The 15,347-nt window shown below is 74.7% G+C and carries 14 protein-coding genes; 5 read left to right on the top strand and 9 right to left on the bottom strand.

What is annotated here, in order from left to right; translation table 11 throughout:
• Positions 1–37: 37 nt before the first annotated feature.
• Together dhaL and dhaK are read right to left on the bottom strand one after the other, a co-directional pair.
• Entirely contained in the window at positions 38–688 is a 651-nt protein-coding gene (gene dhaL, locus ACIQVZ_RS06740) for a dihydroxyacetone kinase subunit DhaL (protein ID WP_402447698.1), read from the bottom strand.
• A 13-nt stretch (positions 689–701) separates the two neighbouring features.
• A complete protein-coding gene (dhaK, locus tag ACIQVZ_RS06735; protein ID WP_402447697.1) occupies positions 702–1,697 on the bottom strand; it encodes a dihydroxyacetone kinase subunit DhaK in 996 nt (331 codons plus the stop codon).
• Between the two features lie 157 nt (positions 1,698–1,854).
• Here dhaK and dhaM point away from each other — a divergent pair, with 157 nt between their 5' ends.
• Positions 1,855–2,247, top strand: a complete 393-nt coding sequence (gene dhaM, locus ACIQVZ_RS06730) for a dihydroxyacetone kinase phosphoryl donor subunit DhaM (protein ID WP_402447695.1) — start codon at positions 1,855–1,857, stop codon at positions 2,245–2,247.
• A 122-nt stretch (positions 2,248–2,369) separates the two neighbouring features.
• On the opposite strand, the gene ACIQVZ_RS06725 is transcribed toward dhaM, so the two are convergent.
• Positions 2,370–4,085, bottom strand: a complete 1,716-nt coding sequence (locus ACIQVZ_RS06725; protein ID WP_402447693.1) for a bifunctional 3'-5' exonuclease/DNA polymerase — start codon at positions 4,083–4,085, stop codon at positions 2,370–2,372.
• 155 nt (positions 4,086–4,240) lie between these two features.
• Between ACIQVZ_RS06725 and ACIQVZ_RS06720 the strand changes: the two genes are divergently transcribed.
• Complete coding sequence (locus tag ACIQVZ_RS06720; RefSeq protein ID WP_402447691.1) at positions 4,241–6,265, top strand: M3 family metallopeptidase; 2,025 nt, start codon at positions 4,241–4,243, stop codon at positions 6,263–6,265.
• Positions 6,266–6,292: 27 nt separating this feature from the next.
• Here the strand turns inward: ACIQVZ_RS06720 and ACIQVZ_RS06715 are convergent, their stop codons facing one another.
• Entirely contained in the window at positions 6,293–7,741 is a 1,449-nt protein-coding gene (locus ACIQVZ_RS06715) for a cellulase family glycosylhydrolase (protein ID WP_402447690.1), read from the bottom strand.
• Between the two features lie 85 nt (positions 7,742–7,826).
• On the bottom strand, positions 7,827–8,447 hold the full coding sequence (locus ACIQVZ_RS06710) for a TetR family transcriptional regulator (RefSeq protein ID WP_402447688.1): 621 nt from the start codon (positions 8,445–8,447) through the stop codon (positions 7,827–7,829).
• Positions 8,448–8,574: 127 nt separating this feature from the next.
• On the opposite strand from ACIQVZ_RS06710, the gene ACIQVZ_RS06705 reads away from it, so the two are divergent.
• A complete protein-coding gene (locus ACIQVZ_RS06705; protein ID WP_402447687.1) occupies positions 8,575–9,801 on the top strand; it encodes an acyl-CoA dehydrogenase family protein in 1,227 nt (408 codons plus the stop codon).
• A gap of 34 nt (positions 9,802–9,835) precedes the next feature.
• Here the strand turns inward: ACIQVZ_RS06705 and ACIQVZ_RS06700 are convergent, their stop codons facing one another.
• The 3 genes from ACIQVZ_RS06700 to ACIQVZ_RS06690 form a co-directional block, all read right to left on the bottom strand.
• Positions 9,836–10,438, bottom strand: coding sequence for a hypothetical protein (locus tag ACIQVZ_RS06700; RefSeq protein ID WP_402447685.1), 603 nt, complete (start codon positions 10,436–10,438; stop codon positions 9,836–9,838).
• Positions 10,439–10,613: 175 nt separating this feature from the next.
• Entirely contained in the window at positions 10,614–11,423 is an 810-nt protein-coding gene (locus tag ACIQVZ_RS06695; RefSeq protein ID WP_079135891.1) for an enoyl-CoA hydratase/isomerase family protein, read from the bottom strand.
• A gap of 35 nt (positions 11,424–11,458) precedes the next feature.
• Positions 11,459–12,148, bottom strand: coding sequence for a TetR/AcrR family transcriptional regulator (locus ACIQVZ_RS06690; protein ID WP_402447683.1), 690 nt, complete (start codon positions 12,146–12,148; stop codon positions 11,459–11,461).
• Between the two features lie 151 nt (positions 12,149–12,299).
• Between ACIQVZ_RS06690 and ACIQVZ_RS06685 the strand changes: the two genes are divergently transcribed.
• Complete coding sequence (locus tag ACIQVZ_RS06685) at positions 12,300–13,784, top strand: MFS transporter (protein WP_402447681.1); 1,485 nt, start codon at positions 12,300–12,302, stop codon at positions 13,782–13,784.
• Positions 13,785–13,868: 84 nt separating this feature from the next.
• Here ACIQVZ_RS06685 and ACIQVZ_RS06680 read toward each other — a convergent pair whose 3' ends face one another.
• A complete protein-coding gene (locus ACIQVZ_RS06680; protein WP_402447679.1) occupies positions 13,869–14,417 on the bottom strand; it encodes a GNAT family N-acetyltransferase in 549 nt (182 codons plus the stop codon).
• A 119-nt stretch (positions 14,418–14,536) separates the two neighbouring features.
• On the opposite strand from ACIQVZ_RS06680, the gene ACIQVZ_RS06675 reads away from it, so the two are divergent.
• Positions 14,537–15,154, top strand: a complete 618-nt coding sequence (locus tag ACIQVZ_RS06675; RefSeq protein WP_402447677.1) for a TetR/AcrR family transcriptional regulator — start codon at positions 14,537–14,539, stop codon at positions 15,152–15,154.
• Positions 15,155–15,347: the final 193 nt, after the last annotated feature.

The raw sequence follows: 15,347 nt of genomic DNA, 5'->3' as shown, positions 1-15,347 counted from the left end.
GCGCGGGCGTCCGCGCGAGGAGAGAGAGGACGGCGTCTCAGGACGCGGTGACGTCGGCGAGGGCGCGGAAGAGCAGGGCGGTGGAGGTGGCGCCCGGGTCCTGGTGGCCGATGCTGCGCTCGCCGAGGTAGGAGGCGCGCCCCTTGCGGGCCTGGAGGGGGATGGTGTCGCGGGCGCCTTGGTCGGCGGCGTCGGCGGCCGCCGACGCCGCCTCGGGGAGGGCGGCCCCGGCGCCGGCCGCGGAGCGGAAGGCGGCGACGGCCGGGGTGTAGGCGTCGACGATGGTCTTGTCCCCGGGCACGGCCTTGCCGAGGGCGCGGACGGCGTCCAGGCCGGCCGCCAGTGCCTCGGCGACGGTGGCCGGGCCGACGGGTTCGGCGGAGCCTGGCGGGGCGGGATCGGGCAGGGCGGCGCCGATGGCGCGGAAGGCCTTGCCGTAGAGCGGGCCGGAGGCGCCGCCGACCTTGGAGATCAGCGTGCTGCCCACCTTGGTGAGCACGGCGCCCGGGCCGGCCGGCTGGAGGCCGTCGAGGGCGGCCAGGGCGGCGGAGAAGCCGCGCCGGAGGTTGCTGCCGTGGTCGCCGTCGCCGATCACCGAGTCCAGCTCGGTGAGCCGGTCCTGCTCCTTCTCGACGGCCGCGGCGATCGCGCGGATCCAGGCCTCGGCGAGGGGGGTGTCGAAGTCCATGGCGTCTCCCGGCTCAGGCCCGCTTGAGGGCGGGGGTGTCGACGGGCGCGTCCCACAGCTCCAGCAGTTGCGGGTCGGCCTTGGTGAGGGTGAGCGAGAAGCCCGCCATGTCCAGACTGGTGACGTAGTTGCCGACCAGGCTGCGGGCCACCGTGATGCCGCGCTCGGCGAGCCGGGCGGCGACCTCGCCGTAGGCGATGTACAGCTCCAGCAGGGGGGTCGCGCCGAGGCCGTTGAGCAGGGCGATCACCTCGTCGCCCGGGGCCAGGTGGTGGTCGGCGAGGACGGTGTCGACCACCTCGGCGGCCAGCGCGCGGGCCGGGCGCAGCTTCTCGCGGCGGCGGCCGGGCTCGCCGTGGATGCCGACGCCGACCTCGATCTCGTCCTCGGGCAGGTCGAAGCCGGGCTTGCCGGCGGCCGGGGTGGTGGCCGCGGTGAGCGCGATGGCGAAGGAGCGGGAGGCGGCGTTGACCCGTTCGCCCAGGGCGGCCACCTCGTCGAGCGGGGCGCCGCGTTCGGCCAGCGCTCCGGTGGCCTTCTCGACCAGGACGGTCGCCCCGGTGCCGCGGCGACCGGCCGTCCAGGTGGAGTCCTCGACCGCGACGTCGTCATCGACCAGGACGGTGCGGACCGCCAGGCCCTCCTCGGCGGCGAGTTCGGCGGCGAGCTCGAAGTTCATCACGTCGCCGGTGTAGTTCTTCACGATGAAGACGACGCCGGCGCCGCTCTCCACGGCCTTGGCGGCGGCCAGCATCTGGTCCGGCACCGGGGAGGTGAAGACCTCGCCGGGACAGGCGGCGTCCAGCATGTCGGGGCCGACGAAGCCGCCGTGCAGCGGCTCGTGGCCGGAGCCGCCGCCGGAGATCACCGCGACCTTGGGCCCGGCCGGGCGGGCGGCCCGGGTGATCACCCGGTTGGGGATGTCCACCGTCAGCTCGGGGTGGGCGGCGGCGACTCCGGCCAACGCGTCCTCCAGGACGCTCTCCGGGGTGTTGATCAGCTTCTTCAACGCTCTTCGCTCCCTTGTGCCGGTCGTCAGCCGTGGACGCTGCTGCCCCGACGCTACGCCAGACGGGGGTGACGGGCACGGGGTGCGACACGCGGGATTCGAGTCACTCTCCCGGAGTAGCGGCGTCGGCCGCGGGGTCGGTCGTAGGGTCGGTCGCATGAGCGAACACGTGGGTATCGTCCTGGTCTCGCACAGCGCCCGACTGGCCTCCGGGCTGCGCGAGCTGCTCGCCGAACTCGCCTCGGGCGGCGTGCGGGTGGTGTGCGCGGCGGGGACGGAGGACGGCGGGCTCGGCACCAGCTACGACCTGATCGCGCGGGCCGTCGCCGAGGCGGACGGCGGGGCGGGCGTGGTCGTGCTGCCGGACCTCGGCAGCTCGGTGCTCACCGCCGTCGCGGTGCTGGAGGACGAGCCGCGCCCGGGCGTGCGGCTGGTGGACGCGCCGTTCGTGGAGGGCGCGGTGGCGGCCGCCGTCACCGCCTCGACCGGGGCGGCGCTGGCGGAGGTGGTCGCGGCGGCCGAGGAGGCCCGCTCGTTCCGGAAGCTGTGAGACCGCGGCTGGGAAGCCGCAGCTGTGAGGTCGTCGTGCTGAGTTGTCGGGGCGAGGCCACAGCTGTGAGGCCACAGCGCCGAGGTCGCGGCGCCGAGGTCGCCGCCGTGACGCCGGGGCGGCTACTTGGCGTCGGCGTAGCAGTCCACCACCGCCGTGGTGAGCGGGAAGCGGACCGGGGTGTCGCCGAACACCAGGCGGCGGGCCTCGTCGGCCGCCTCGGCGACCACGGCGGCCACCTCGTCGGCGAGGTTGGCCGGGGTGTGCACGATCACCTCGTCGTGCTGGAAGAACACCAGGTGCGGGCGCTCCGCCGGGCCGGCCACCGGAAGCTCGCCCAGCCGGCGGCGCAGGGCGGCGAGCAGGGCGAGTGCCCAGTCGGCGGCGCTGGCCTGGATGACGAAGTTGCGGGTGAAGCGGCCGCGGGCGCGGGCCTGCCGGCCGCCGGCCTCGCCGGCCGTGTCGGTGGCCTCGGTGAGGTCGAGGAACTCGGCGGAGGCGGGCGGGCAGACCCGGCCCAGCCGGGAGGCGACCACCCCGCCGTCCTCGCCGGTGCGGGCGGCGGCCTCCACGTAGCCCATCGCGGCGGGGTAGCGGTGGCGCAGGGTGTTCAGCAGCGGGCCGATGTCGCCGCTGGTCTGCCCGTACATGGCGCCGAGCAGGCCGAGCTTGGCCTTGTCGCGGTCGCCCTGGAAGGCGTTGGCGGCCAGCGCTTCGTACAGGTCGCCGCCGGCGGCGGTGCGGGCCAGCCCGGCGTCCTGGGAGAGGGCGGCGAGCACCCGGGGCTCCAGTTGGGCGGCGTCGGCGACGACCAGCAGCCAGCCCGGGTCGGCGACGACGGCGCGGCGCAGGATGCGCGGGATCTGCAGCGCTCCGCCGCCGCGGCTGGCCCAGCGCCCGGAGACCACGCCGCCGACCACGTACTCGGGCCGGAACCGGCCGCCGCGGGCCCAGGCGTCCTGCCAGGCCCAGCCGTGCGCGGCGTGGATCCGGGACAGCTCCTTGTAGCGGATCAGCAGCGCGGCGGCCGGGTGGTCGACGCCCTTGAGCTCCCAGGAGCGGGTGGAGCCGAGCTGGATGCCGTGCTCGGCGAAGGCGCGCAGCACCTGGGTGTGCGAGTCGGGGTTGAACGGACGCCCGCCGAGGGCCCGTTGGAGTTCGGCGGCGAGGTCGGCGAGCAGTCTCGGCTGGGCGCCGGGGACGGTCGGGCGGGGGCCGAGGAGTTCGGTGAGCAGCTGGTCGTGGACGTCGGCGCGCCAGGGCAGCCCGTCGTGCGCCATCTCGGCGGCGACCAGCGCGCCGGCGGACTCGGCGGCGACCAGCAGCCGGAACCGGTGCCGGGCGGCCGGGTCGGCGATCGCGGCGATCCGGCGCTGCTGCTCGGCGTGGACGGCGACGACGGCGGTCAGCGCGTCGGCGCCGGGCGGCAGTTGCAGCCGGTCGGGCGCGAACAGGGTGTCCTGCCCGTCGTCGGCCTCGGCGGAGCCGGGCTCGGGCAGGTCGTCCGGGACGGGCAGGCCGCGCAGCCGGGACCAGGCGGCGCCGAGCGAGCGCGGCGCGCCGAACCGGCCCTCGTGCGCCAGCAGCAGGGCCTCGACCAGGCGCAGGTCGTGGCAGCGGCCGAGCCGGTCGGGCAGCCGGGGCAGCAGCGGCGCGTAGGCGCTGTCGGTGGCGGCCCACACCCAGCGAGGGTGCTCTGCGGCCTCCCGGGCGGCGACGGCGGCGGCGAGGTCGGGGACCTTCTCGGGCGGGCCGAGCGGGGTGCCGGCGTCGTCGAGCGGCTGGAGCCGGCCGCCGGGGCCGTGCGGGTCGGGGGCGAGGGCCGTCCTGGGTGCCACGGGGGCGTCTCCTCTCCGGCGCGCTGTTCTGGCGTGCGGGTACGGGCACGGGTGTGCGGTCGTTCGGGTGTCCGGGCTCGACGTTAACGGGTGGGTACGACAACGGGGGCGGGGGCGCATAGGCAGGGTGGGTGACACCGCGTATGGTCGGCGAAATGACCGAGAACCCGTTCCTCAAGCCCAGCCCCCTGGTCTACGAACTGCCGCCCTTCGCCGAGATCCGGCCGGAGCACTTCCTGCCCGCGTACGAGCGCGGGATGGCGGAGCAGCTGGCCGAGATCGCGGCGATCACCGCGGATCCGCGGCCGCCGACGCCGGACAACACGCTGGTCGCCCTGGAGCGTTCCGGGGAGCTGCTGCGCCGGGTGGACGCGGTGTTCCGCAACCAGTCGTCCTCGGACACCAGCGAGCCGGTCGACGAGGTGGAGACCGCGGTGAGCCCGCTGCTGGCCGCGCACCACGACGCGATCCACCTGGACCGCGCCCTGTTCGCGCGGATCGAGGAGCTGTACAGGCGCCGCGCCGAGCTGGGCCTGGACCCGGAGTCGCTGCGGCTGCTGGAGACCCGGCACACCCGTTTCGTCCGCTCCGGCGCCCGGCTGGGCGAGGCCGAGCAGGCCCGGCTGCGCGAGCTGAACGCCGAACTCGCCGCGCTCGGCACGACGTTCCAGCAGAACGTGAACGCCGCCACCAAGGCCGCCGCGCTGGTCGTGGACGCCGCCGAGGAGCTGGACGGGCTGTCGGCGGACGAGGTCGCCGCCGCTGCGGAGAACGCCCGGGTGCTCGGGTACGAGGGCCGGTTCGTACTGTCCCTGAAGAGCACCTCCGGTCAGCCCGAACTGGCCCGGCTGACCGACCGGTCGGTGCGCGAGCGGCTGCTGAAGGCTTCGCTCGACCGGGGCCTGGCGGACAACGGCCCGCTGGCGATCCGGATGGCCGGGCTGCGCGCCGAGCGGGCCGCGCTGCTGGGGCACCCGAGCCACGCCGCGTACGTGGTGGAGGACGAGACCGCGGGCACGGTGGAGGCGGTGTCCGGGCTGCTGGCCCGGCTGGTGGGTCCGGCGGTGGCCAATGCCCGCCGGGAGGCCGCCGAGCTGGCCAAGCCGGCGGCGGCGGACGGGATCGAGGAGATCGCCGCGCACGACTGGGCGTACTACTCGGAGAAGGTCCGGCAGAGCTCCTACCAGGTGGACGCGGCGGTGCTGCGCCCGTACTTCGAGTTGGAGCGGGTGCTCCGGGACGGCGTGTTCTTCGCGGCGGGGCTGGCGTACGGGCTGACCTTCACCGAGCGGCCGGACCTGACGGCCCACCACCCGGACGCGCGGGTCTTCGAGGTGTTCGAGGAGGACGGCCGTTCGCTGGGCCTGTTCATCGGCGACTTCCACGCCCGGGCGTCCAAGCGCGGCGGTGCCTGGATGGACGAGCTGGTGAGCCAGTCGGGGCTGACCGGCCGGCGGCCGGTGGTGGTCAACAACCTGAACATCGCCCGCCCGGCGCCGGGCGAGCCGGTGCTGCTGGCCTGGGACGAGGTGCGCACGCTCTTCCACGAGTTCGGGCACGCGCTGCACGGGCTGTTCTCGGACGTGCGGTACCCGCTGTTCGCGGGCACCTCGGTGCCCCGGGACTTCGTCGAGTTCCCCTCGCAGGTCAACGAGATGTGGATGGTCCGGCCGGAGGTGCTGGCCAACTACGCGCGCCACCACGTGACCGGGGAGCCGCTGCCGGCCGAGCTGGTCGAGCGGATGGTGGCGGCCGAGGGCTTCGGGGAGGGCTTCCGGACGGTGGAGTACCTCGCGGCGACGCTGCTGGACTGGGCCTGGCACACGGTGCCGCAGGGCCGGGAGATCGCGGACGCCGAGGAGTTCGAGGCACGGGCGCTGGCGGAGGCCGGGATCGCGGTGCCGGCGATCCCGCCGCGCTACCGGACGGCGTACTTCCAGCACGTCTTCGCCAGCGGCTACAGCGCCGGGTACTACGCGTACATCTGGTCGGAGGTGCTGGACGCCGACACCGTGCAGTGGTTCGAGGGCAACGGGCGCGCGGTGCGGGAGAGCGGCGAGCTGTTCCGGCGCGAGCTGCTGGCGCGCGGCTACGGCCGGGACCCGCTGGAGTCCTTCCGCGCGGTGGTCGGCCGGGCGCCGGAGACCGGTCCGCTGCTGGCGCGGCGGGGCCTGGTCTAGCCGTTTCCCGGGTGGCCCCGGTGGCGGTCAGCGCGGTGTGACCGTGACCGTCACCGGGGTGCCCGGGCGGGCGTGCGGGAGGCGGATCCGGACGGTGCCGGCCCGCCCGCCGGCCGGCTGTTCGACGTCGACGCGGGCGGCGGCGGGGGTGGCGGTGACCTCGGCGCCGTGCGGGAACGCCGCCGGGGGCAGGACGAGTTCGCTGTCGTGCCGGGTGCCGTCGGCGCTCCAGCGGACGATGGTGGCGCCGGTGCGCACGTCCGTCCCGGCGACGGCCGCCGGGTACGGGCCGAAGGCGGGCTCGTCGCCGGGGGCGGGGCGCCCGGACGGGTCGAGCGCGCAGTAGCCGCCGGTGCCGCGGCACCAGTACCACATGGTCCAGCCCTCGGCGAAGCCGTCCATCGCGGCGACCTGGCGGCGGACGAGCAGGGTGTTGCCGGGTCTGCGGGAGTCGGGCGGGCCCCATTCGGTGACCAGGACGGGCAGGCGGTGGGCGGCGGGGTAGGCGGTGATCGCGGCGGTGTATCGCTCGACGAAGCCGTCGGCCTGGCCCCAGTCGGCGCCGTTCTCGACCGCGGTGTCGTAGAAGTGCGGTGCGTAGCCGAGCCGGGGCGGGCCGGGGCGCGGGTCGTCGAAGCCGGGCAGCCGGGTGGGCACGCCCTGGCCGACCAGGACGGTGGGTTCGACGAACAGCCAGGCGCGGTGGTCGACCAGGCGCACGGCGGCGATCAGGCGGCGGTACATGTCGGCGAGCCGGCCCTGTTCGAGGGCGGCGGAGGCGGCGGCGAGCACGGCCGGGTCGGTCGGGTCGCCGTCCACGGGGCCGAACGGCTCGTTGAACAGGTCGTAGCCCAGCAGTGAGGGGTGGCCGCGCAGTTCGAGGGCGAGCCGGGTGTAGAAGTCGGCCTGCCAGGCGCGCAGGTCGGGGTCGTCGTAGAGGTGGCGGAAGGCGGCCTGGACGGCGGGCTGGAAGTAGCCGGCGAACCAGTCGTTCGGGTCGGGGGTGAACGGCAGGCCGTCGTCCCGGGTGGCCCAGCGCGGGATGCCGCGGTCGCCGCCGCCGAACGCCGGCCCGTAGACGTCCTGGTGCAGGTCGATCAGGGCGAGCAGGCCGTACCGGTCGGCCCAGCCGAGGAGTCGGCGCAGCCGGTGCAGTTCGGCCTGGTCGAGGCGGCCGCGGACGGGCTCCAGCCTGTTCCAGGAGACCGCGACCCGGATCAGGGTGAAGCCCTGCGCGGCCAGGGACTTGAGGTCGGCCTCGGTGGTCTCGGCGTACTTGTCGAGGTTGAAGCCGCGCAGGTGGAGGCGGCGGCCCTGGGGGTCGGTGAAGGCGGTGCGGCCGTCGGGGCCGGTGGCCGTCGCGGCGGGGAACCGCGCGGGCGGGCCGGTGTGCGCGGCGGCGGGGGTGGCGGGGGCCGCGGTGAGGGCCGTGGCGGCGGCGAGCAGCAGGGCGGCGGCGGTGCGGCGCAGGCGCATCGGGACCTCGTACGGCGCGGGGGTGGGGGCCCGATGATGCCCGCGGTGCCGGGTGTCGCACAAGGGCCTTGCGCGGAAGGGCAGTTCAGTCGGCGTCCGGGGCCGGGGCCGGGGTGGCGGGGGTGGGCCGGTCCGCGGCGGCGGCCAGGCGGCCCCAGAGCAGGTCGGCGAGCGCCTGCACCATGCGGGTGCGTGAGCAGGGTCTGGTCTCCAGCCACCAGTCGCCGGCCGCCAGCACCATGCCGGTGATGCCCCGACCCCAGGCCTCGGCGAGCAGCTCGCGGTCGGCGCCGAGGTCGACCTGGCTCTGCACGGCCCGGGTGATCTCCGCGGCGATCTGCCGCAGCGCGGGGGCGAGCGCGGTGCCGGCGCCGCTCGGGTCGCCCGGTTCGGGGTGGGTGAGCAGCCGGTAGACCTGCGGGCGGGCCTCGATCCCGGCCAGGTAGGTGTCCAGGACGTGTTCGACCCGGTCGCGGCGCTCCAGCGGTTCGGCGAGGGCGGCCCGGACGGCGGCCAGCAGGCCGCTGGTGTGGCGCTCGGTGAGGGCGGTGATCAGGCCGTTCCGGTCGCCGAAGTGGCGGTAGAGGATCGGTTTGGTGATGCCGGCCTCGGCGGCGATGGCGTTCATGCTGGCGGTCGGACCGTCCCGCTGGATGACCCGGTCGGCGGCGTTGAGCAGCTGCTCACGGCGGGGCTCTCGGGACATGTGCTGCTCCTCGGGGTCGGGGTCTGACCGGGCGTTGACACCAGTTACCAATCAGTAGCAGACTCCGACGATGTTACCCGAGGTAACCCCCCTGGTCGGCCGTACCCCTTCTTCGGAGGCAAGCACCATGAGCAGCACGTTCTCGCTGGACCCGGGCGCGGACCAGCTCGCCGTACGCGACTGGCTGCACGGCTTCGCCGCCGACGTCGTCCGCCCCGCCGCGGCCGAGTGGGACGAGCGCGAGGAGACCCCATGGCCGATCATCCAGGAGGCCGCCAAGCTGGGCATCTACTCGCTGGACTTCTACGCCCAGCAGTACTTCGACCCCTCCGGCGTCGGCATCCCGATCGCCATGGAGGAGCTGTTCTGGGGCGACGCGGGCATCGGGCTGTCCATCGTCGGCACCACGCTGGCCGCCGTCGCGGTGCTCGCCAACGGCACCGACGAGCAGATCGGCACCTGGACCCCGCAGATGTTCGGCACCCCGGACGACCTCAAGGTGGCCGCGTTCTGCTCCTCCGAGCCCGACGCCGGCTCCGACGTCTCCGCGCTGCGCACCCGGGCGGTGTACGACGGGGCCAAGGACGAGTGGGTGCTCAACGGCACCAAGACCTGGGCCACCAACGGTGGGATAGCCGCCGTCCACGTCGTCGTCGCCACCGTCGACCCGGAGCTGGGGGCGAAGGGCCAGGCCTCCTTCGTCGTCCCGCCGGGCACCCCCGGACTGAGCCAGGGCCAGAAGTTCAAGAAGCACGGCATCCGTGCCTCGCACACCGCGGAGGTGGTGCTGGACGACGCCCGGGTGCCCGGCAGCTGCCTGCTCGGCGGCAAGGAGAAGCTGGACGAGCGGCTGGCCCGCGCCCGCGAGGGGGTCAAGCGCCCGGGGGGCAGGGGCAACGCGGCGATGGCCACCTTCGAGGCCTCCCGGCCGGCCGTCGGCGCGCAGGCGATCGGCATCGCCCGGGCCGCGTACGAGGTGGCGCTGGACTATGCGAGGACCCGCGAGCAGTTCGGCCGCCCGATCATCGACAACCAGGGCGTGGCCTTCCAGCTCGCCGACATGAAGACCCGGATCGACGCCTCCCGCCTGCTGGTGTGGCGGGCCTCCTGGATGGCCGCCAACAACCAGCCGTTCACCGCGGCCGAGGGCTCGATGTCCAAGCTGTACGCGGGCGAGACGGCCAAGTGGGTCACCGCGCAGGCGATGCAGATCCTCGGCGGCAACGGCTTCACCCGGGAGTACCCGGTGGAGCGGATGCACCGGGACAGCGCGATCTACTCGATCTTCGAGGGGACCAGCGAGATCCAGCGGCTGGTGATCGCGCGGGCGATCTCGGGGATGCCGATCCGCTGAGTCCGCCGAGTCACCGGGTTGGTGGCCGACTGGGCTACCGGGCCGCCCAGAAGGCGAGTCCGGCGGTGAGCGCGCCCACCGCCGCGCCGACGATGGTCTGCGCGGTGGTGTGGTCCCGCAGCACCACCCGGGACCAGCCGATCGCCGCGACCAGCGGGGCGAGCAGCAGCCACAGCGGGCCGAGCGCGATCCCGAGGCAGACCACCGCGCCGGCGGCGACGGCGGTGTGCACGGAGACCTTCCACCAGACGGTGATCACCAGGATCGGGACCAGCGAGGCGAACATCGCCAGCACCATCGCGGTCAGGTCGGCCGGGGCGTCCAGCCAGAGCATCACGGCGAAGCTGGTCGCGACCGAGCCCATGATGAACGGGATGACGGTCAGCCGGCGCTGCCGGTGGCCGACGTGGCGGTCCTCCAGGGTGCCCTTGCGGATGCCGCGCTGGATGAACATGGTCGGGATGACGGCCGCGAACAGGGCCGCGAAGGCCGCCCAGCCGAGGCCCGTCCAGCCGTAGCGGACGACGCCCATCAGCGGGAGCATCGCGATGATGACGTTCTTCGGCTCGACGCCGTCGGTGACCCGGCGGGCCCAGATCGTCCGGCTGGTGGGGGCGGTCGTGGCCTCGGTCGTCATCGGGGTGTGTGCTCCGGGTGCGCGAAGGGGTCGGCGTGAAGGGGGCGTCGGGGCGGGGCGTCGGGGCGTCGGGCGGGAGGCAGGACGGGGGCGTCGGGGCGGCCCGGCGTCAATCGGATGATCGTACGCGAGCCCGTCCGCGCGGACGGGCCCCGGACCTCGGGCCCGGCCCCGGTCAGAACCGCGCCGGACGGCCCTCCAGGAACGCGGCCAGCCCCTCGGGCACGTCCGAGGTCTCCCGGGAGCGGCGCTCCCAGGGCGCCAGCGCCTGCGCCGCCCGCTCCGCCGGGACGGCCAGCGCGGCCTTCACCGCGCCGATGGTCTGGGCCGAACGCCGGGTCAGCAGTCGGGCGAACTCCAGCGCGGCGGCGTCCAGTTCGGCGCCCGGCAGGACACGCTCCGCCAGGCCCAGCGGCAGCGCGTCGCGGCCCGTCACCAACTCGCCGGAGAACAGCAGGTACTTGGCGCGGGCCGGGCCGACCAGCCGGGCCAGCCGTACGGTCGGTACCGCCGGGTAGACCACGCCGAGCTTGGCCGGGGTGATCCCCAGCCGGGCGTCCTCGGCGACGAACCGCAGGTCGCACGCGACGGCCAGCTGGCAGCCGCCGCCCACGCAGGCGCCCTGCACCACGGCGACGGTCGGGTGCGGGAAGGCCGCCAGCGCCTCCTCGGCGGCGACGTTGACCGCGTGGTAGGCGTCCGCGCGCTCCGGATCGCCGTACACCTCGGCGAGTTCGGCGATGTCCGCGCCCGCGCTGAAGGTGCCGCCGGCGCCGGTGACCAGCAGGGCGCGCACCCCCGGCTGCTCGGCGAGGCGCAGTAGCACCTTCGGCAGCGCCTGCCAGATCTCCAGGGTCACCGCGTTGCGCCGGTGCGGTCGGGCGAACTCCAGGACGGCGACGCCGTCCTCGCCGACGTACGCGTGCAGGCCCTCGGCGTGGGCGGGCAGGGCGGAGCGGTCCCGCGTGAGCAGCGGCTGGTCCATGCGCACCTCCGGGCGGTCGTGGTGCGCCCACTCTCTCAGGAGGCGACGGCGCAGTAGTCGCCGAGGCCGCCCTCGACCAGGGCGAAGGCGCGCGCGGCCCGGTCGAGGGCGGCGGGCAGGGCGGCCGCGGCGCGTTCGCCGGCCAGTATCCGGCGCTGGTTCTCGGTGGTCAGGGCCAGTCGGGCGGCGAGCAGTTGGGCGGCGGCGATCTGTGCGGTGAGCTCGTCGTGGGCCGGGTCCTGGGCGAGGAGTTCGGTGGTCAGCAGGCCCTGCGCGTGTCGGCCGAAGCCGGCGGTGGCGCGCACCGCCAGGGCCGGGGTGCGGTGGATCAGCCGGACCACGTCGAGCACGAGCGGTTCGTCGCTCAGCCCGGTGGCCGGGTCGTACTGCTCCAGTGCGGCGAGGTACTGCTCGCGCATCGCCGCCACTGCCGAGACGCCGGGGGCGCGCTCGCGGACCACCCGGGCCGGCTCGTCGAGGTGCTGCTCCATGGGGGCCATGACCAGGTCTTCCTTGGTGGGGAAGTAGTTGAAGACGGTCATCTTGGACACCTCGGCGGCGGCCGCGATCTCGGCCACCGAGACCTGGTCGAAGTCCCGCTCGGCGAACAGCCCGATGGCGGTGCGCCAGATCCGGATGCCGGTCTGGATCTTCTTGCGCTCGCGCAGTGGAAGGGCGTCGAGGTCGCGGTCGTCGTCGGGGCTGAAGCCGGTGTGCGTCGCCATGGTTCGACTGTACCAGGATCAAAGATCGACCAGGATGAAGATTGAGCTCAGCTTAAGAATTGACCAGGTATAAAAAAACTGCCATGGTGAGGACGTGCCGCCGGCCGCACCGGCCCGGCCCGAACTCCACCGACCCTGGGGGGACTTACCGATGGCACCCGCTGCCCTGATGACACCGGCCCAGCGCAACCTGGGCATGCTGCTCTGCCTGGTCACGATCGTGCTGGCCGTGCTCGACATGAACATCGTGTCCGCGGCCACCGTGCCGATCGTCCGGGAGCTCGACCCCGTCCACGGCGTCGACCGACTGCCCTGGCTGGTCAGCTCGTTCGCCCTCGCCGCGACCGCGCTGCTGCCGCTCTACGGCAAGCTCTGCGACCTGTACGGCGCCAAGCGCGTGCTGCTCGGCGCGGTCGCCACCTTCCTGGTCGGCTCGGCGCTCTGCGGGTTCGCGCAGTCGATGGGCCAGCTGATCGCCTTCCGGGCCGTCCAGGGCATCGGCGGCGGCGGGCTGATGAGCGTCACCATGGTGGTCGTCGCCCACCTCAAGGACCCGGCCGAGCGCGGCAGCGGCAAGGGCGGCGCGATGGGCGGGGTCGTCGCGGGCATCGGCATGGCGGTCGGCCCGCTGATCGGGGCGCTGCTCACCGACCACCTCAGCTGGCGCTGGATCTTCTACGTCAACCTGCCGCTCGGCCTGCTCGTCCTGGTCGGCACCGCCCTGGTGATCAAGCTGCCGCCGGCCGTCGGCCGCCGCAGCCTGGACTTCCTCGGTGCCGCCCTCGCCGCCGCCTTCGCGACCGGGCTGCTGCTGGTCACCGAGTGGGGCGGCAAGGACCACGCCTGGACCTCCCCGGTGATCCTCGGGCTCGTCGCCGCCACCCTGGCCGCGCTCGGCCTCTTCGTGTGGCGCCAGGCCACCGCCGCCGAGCCGGTGCTGCCGCTGTCGCTGTTCCGGATCAGCGTGGTGCGCCTCGGCTTCGCGATCCAGGGCCTGGTCGGGATGGCCCTGACCGGCTCGATCGTCTACGTGATGCTCTACCTGCAGATCGCCCGCGGCATCGACCCCACCTCGGCCAGCCTCTATCTGACCCCGATGGCGGGCGGGATGACGGCGGTCGGCCTGCTGGCCGGCCGGCTCACCGCCCGCGGCCACGCGGAGCGCACCTTCCTGGTGGCCGGTGCGGGCTGTGCGGCGATCGCCCTGCTCCTGCTCGGCCTCAGCGGCCCGACCACCGGGCTGTGGGCGGTCTGCGGCGAACTCGTCCTGCTGGGCTTCGGGATGGGTCAGCTGATCGGCCAGCTGGTCACGGTGGTGCAGGAGTCCGTCCCCCGGCACCAGCTCGGCGTCGCGACCACCGGGATCCGCTTCTTCCAGACCCTCGGCAGCGCGCTCGGCGCGGCGCTCTTCGGCACCGTGCTGGCCCGGGCCTTCGCGGACGGCGAGCCCGGACTGCCGCTCGGCGCCGTCCGGACGCTCGGCGGCGCGGCCCGCGAGCACGCGCTGCGCAGCTTCACGGACGCGGTCGACGTGGTGTTCCTGTCGGCCGGCGGTCTGCTGGTGCTGGTCCTGCTGCTCGCGCTGCGGGTGCCCAGGACGGTGGCGGCGGCGGAGCCGCCGGTGCTGGCGGCCTGAGGGCCCGGGGCCCGGGGCGACGGCCCGGGGAGCGGCGGGGTCCGGTGGGACACGGGGGTGTCCACCGGGCCCCGCCGCGTCCGGTCAGGCCCCGGGCGTCCACTCCGGGGCCAGGATCGACCAGATCTGCTTGTCGTGGCGGACCCCGTTGTGCGGGTACCACTCGCGCAGGGTGCCGTCCAGGGTCATGCCGATCCGCTCGGCGACGGCCCGGCTGCGGGCGTTGCCGGCGGAGCACCACCACTCGGCGCGGTGCAGGCCGCGGGTGGTGAAGGCGTAGTCGAGCAGCCGCCGGACGGCGGCGGTGATCAGTCCGCCGCCCTCGCCGGCCGGCTCGGTCCAGGCGCCGATCTCGCAGACGCCGCTCTGGGCGTTGAAGCTCACGAACATCACGCCGCCGACCAGCGTGCCGTCCCGCCAGATGCCGTAGATCCGGCTGGTGTCGGCGGCCTGCTGGTCGGCGTAGCGCTGGAGGGTGGCGCGGGCGGAGTCGAGGTCGGTGGAGCGGGTGGCCCAGGGGATCCACGGGTCGGTGTGGGCGCGGGCGCGGTCGATGTGGGCCAGGAACTCGGCCGCCTGCCACGGCTCCAGCGGGCGCAGTTCGGCGTTCTCGGCGAGCGGTACGGCAAACATGGGCTGGCCTTTCACGGGACACGGGACACGGTTCACGGGTTCACGGGATGCACGTTCACGGGACGCGCGCTGTGCTGGGAACCATACATAACAAACGTTTGGTATGTACGATGATCCCCATGACACCGGCCCGTGGAGACCATGACGCCCGCCGCCTGGAAGTGTCCGAGGGCGTGTGGCGGGTGCTCTCCAGCCGTGGTTTCGAGGGGCTGACCCTGCGTGCCGTGGCCACCGAACTGGGCGCCTCCACCGGCCTGTTGACGCACTACTTCCCCAACAAGCGGGCCCTGCTGAGCCACGCGCTGGACGAACTCGACCGGCGCTCCGGCTCCCGGCCCCGGCGCACCGCCCCCGCCGACGGCACCCCGCCGCCACCCCCCGGACTGGCCCGACTGCGGGCCGCGCTGCTCGACGTCCTGCCACTGGACGGCGCGGCGGTGGCCGGCAACCGGATCTGGGTCGGCTCCTGGGACGTCGCCCTGTCGGACCCAGCGCTCGCGGCCGCGCACGCGGGTCGTTACGCCCGCTCGCGCGAGGCCCTCGCGGCGCACGTCGCGGACGCCCAGCGGCTCGGGGAGCTCCCGGCCGGGGCCGACGCCGCCGCGCTCGCGACCGGCGCGCAGGCCTTCGCGCTCGGCCTGGTGGTGCAGGCGCTGTTCGCCCCGGCGGAGTTCCCGCCCGAGCGGCAGACCGCCCTGCTGGACGCCTACCTGGCCGGGCTCGCCACCGCCGGCTGAGCGGCCGATCGGGTCCGCGACCGAGCGGCTCCCGGCCGGGCGGATTGTCCCCGGGGCGTGATTCGCCCGGAATTCCGGTTGTCCGGGTCTTCTCCCGCATCCGGTCCGCAGTGGCGGCCATCCGGATCGGCCGGTTATCGCAGTGGCCATGACACGGATAGTCACGGGTTAGCTGCGGTGGGTGCGGGGAATC

Source organism: Kitasatospora sp. NPDC098663, assembly GCF_044760075.1.
Lineage (GTDB): Bacteria > Actinomycetota > Actinomycetes > Streptomycetales > Streptomycetaceae > Kitasatospora.
This window is presented reverse-complemented; position numbering and strand designations above follow the sequence as displayed.

Coding starts and splice junctions, on each gene's coding strand:
- ACIQVZ_RS06685 (WP_402447681.1), top strand. CDS start 12,300: ATGGCACCCGCTGCCCTGATGACACCGGCCCAGCGCAACCTGGGCATG.
- ACIQVZ_RS06675 (WP_402447677.1), top strand. CDS start 14,537: ATGACACCGGCCCGTGGAGACCATGACGCCCGCCGCCTGGAAGTGTCC.
- ACIQVZ_RS06695 (WP_079135891.1), bottom strand. CDS start 11,423: ATGGACCAGCCGCTGCTCACGCGGGACCGCTCCGCCCTGCCCGCCCAC.
- dhaM (WP_402447695.1), top strand. CDS start 1,855: ATGAGCGAACACGTGGGTATCGTCCTGGTCTCGCACAGCGCCCGACTG.
- ACIQVZ_RS06710 (WP_402447688.1), bottom strand. CDS start 8,447: ATGTCCCGAGAGCCCCGCCGTGAGCAGCTGCTCAACGCCGCCGACCGG.
- ACIQVZ_RS06680 (WP_402447679.1), bottom strand. CDS start 14,417: ATGTTTGCCGTACCGCTCGCCGAGAACGCCGAACTGCGCCCGCTGGAG.
- ACIQVZ_RS06715 (WP_402447690.1), bottom strand. CDS start 7,741: ATGCGCCTGCGCCGCACCGCCGCCGCCCTGCTGCTCGCCGCCGCCACG.
- ACIQVZ_RS06690 (WP_402447683.1), bottom strand. CDS start 12,148: ATGGCGACGCACACCGGCTTCAGCCCCGACGACGACCGCGACCTCGAC.
- ACIQVZ_RS06700 (WP_402447685.1), bottom strand. CDS start 10,438: ATGACGACCGAGGCCACGACCGCCCCCACCAGCCGGACGATCTGGGCC.
- ACIQVZ_RS06705 (WP_402447687.1), top strand. CDS start 8,575: ATGAGCAGCACGTTCTCGCTGGACCCGGGCGCGGACCAGCTCGCCGTA.
- ACIQVZ_RS06720 (WP_402447691.1), top strand. CDS start 4,241: ATGACCGAGAACCCGTTCCTCAAGCCCAGCCCCCTGGTCTACGAACTG.
- dhaL (WP_402447698.1), bottom strand. CDS start 688: ATGGACTTCGACACCCCCCTCGCCGAGGCCTGGATCCGCGCGATCGCC.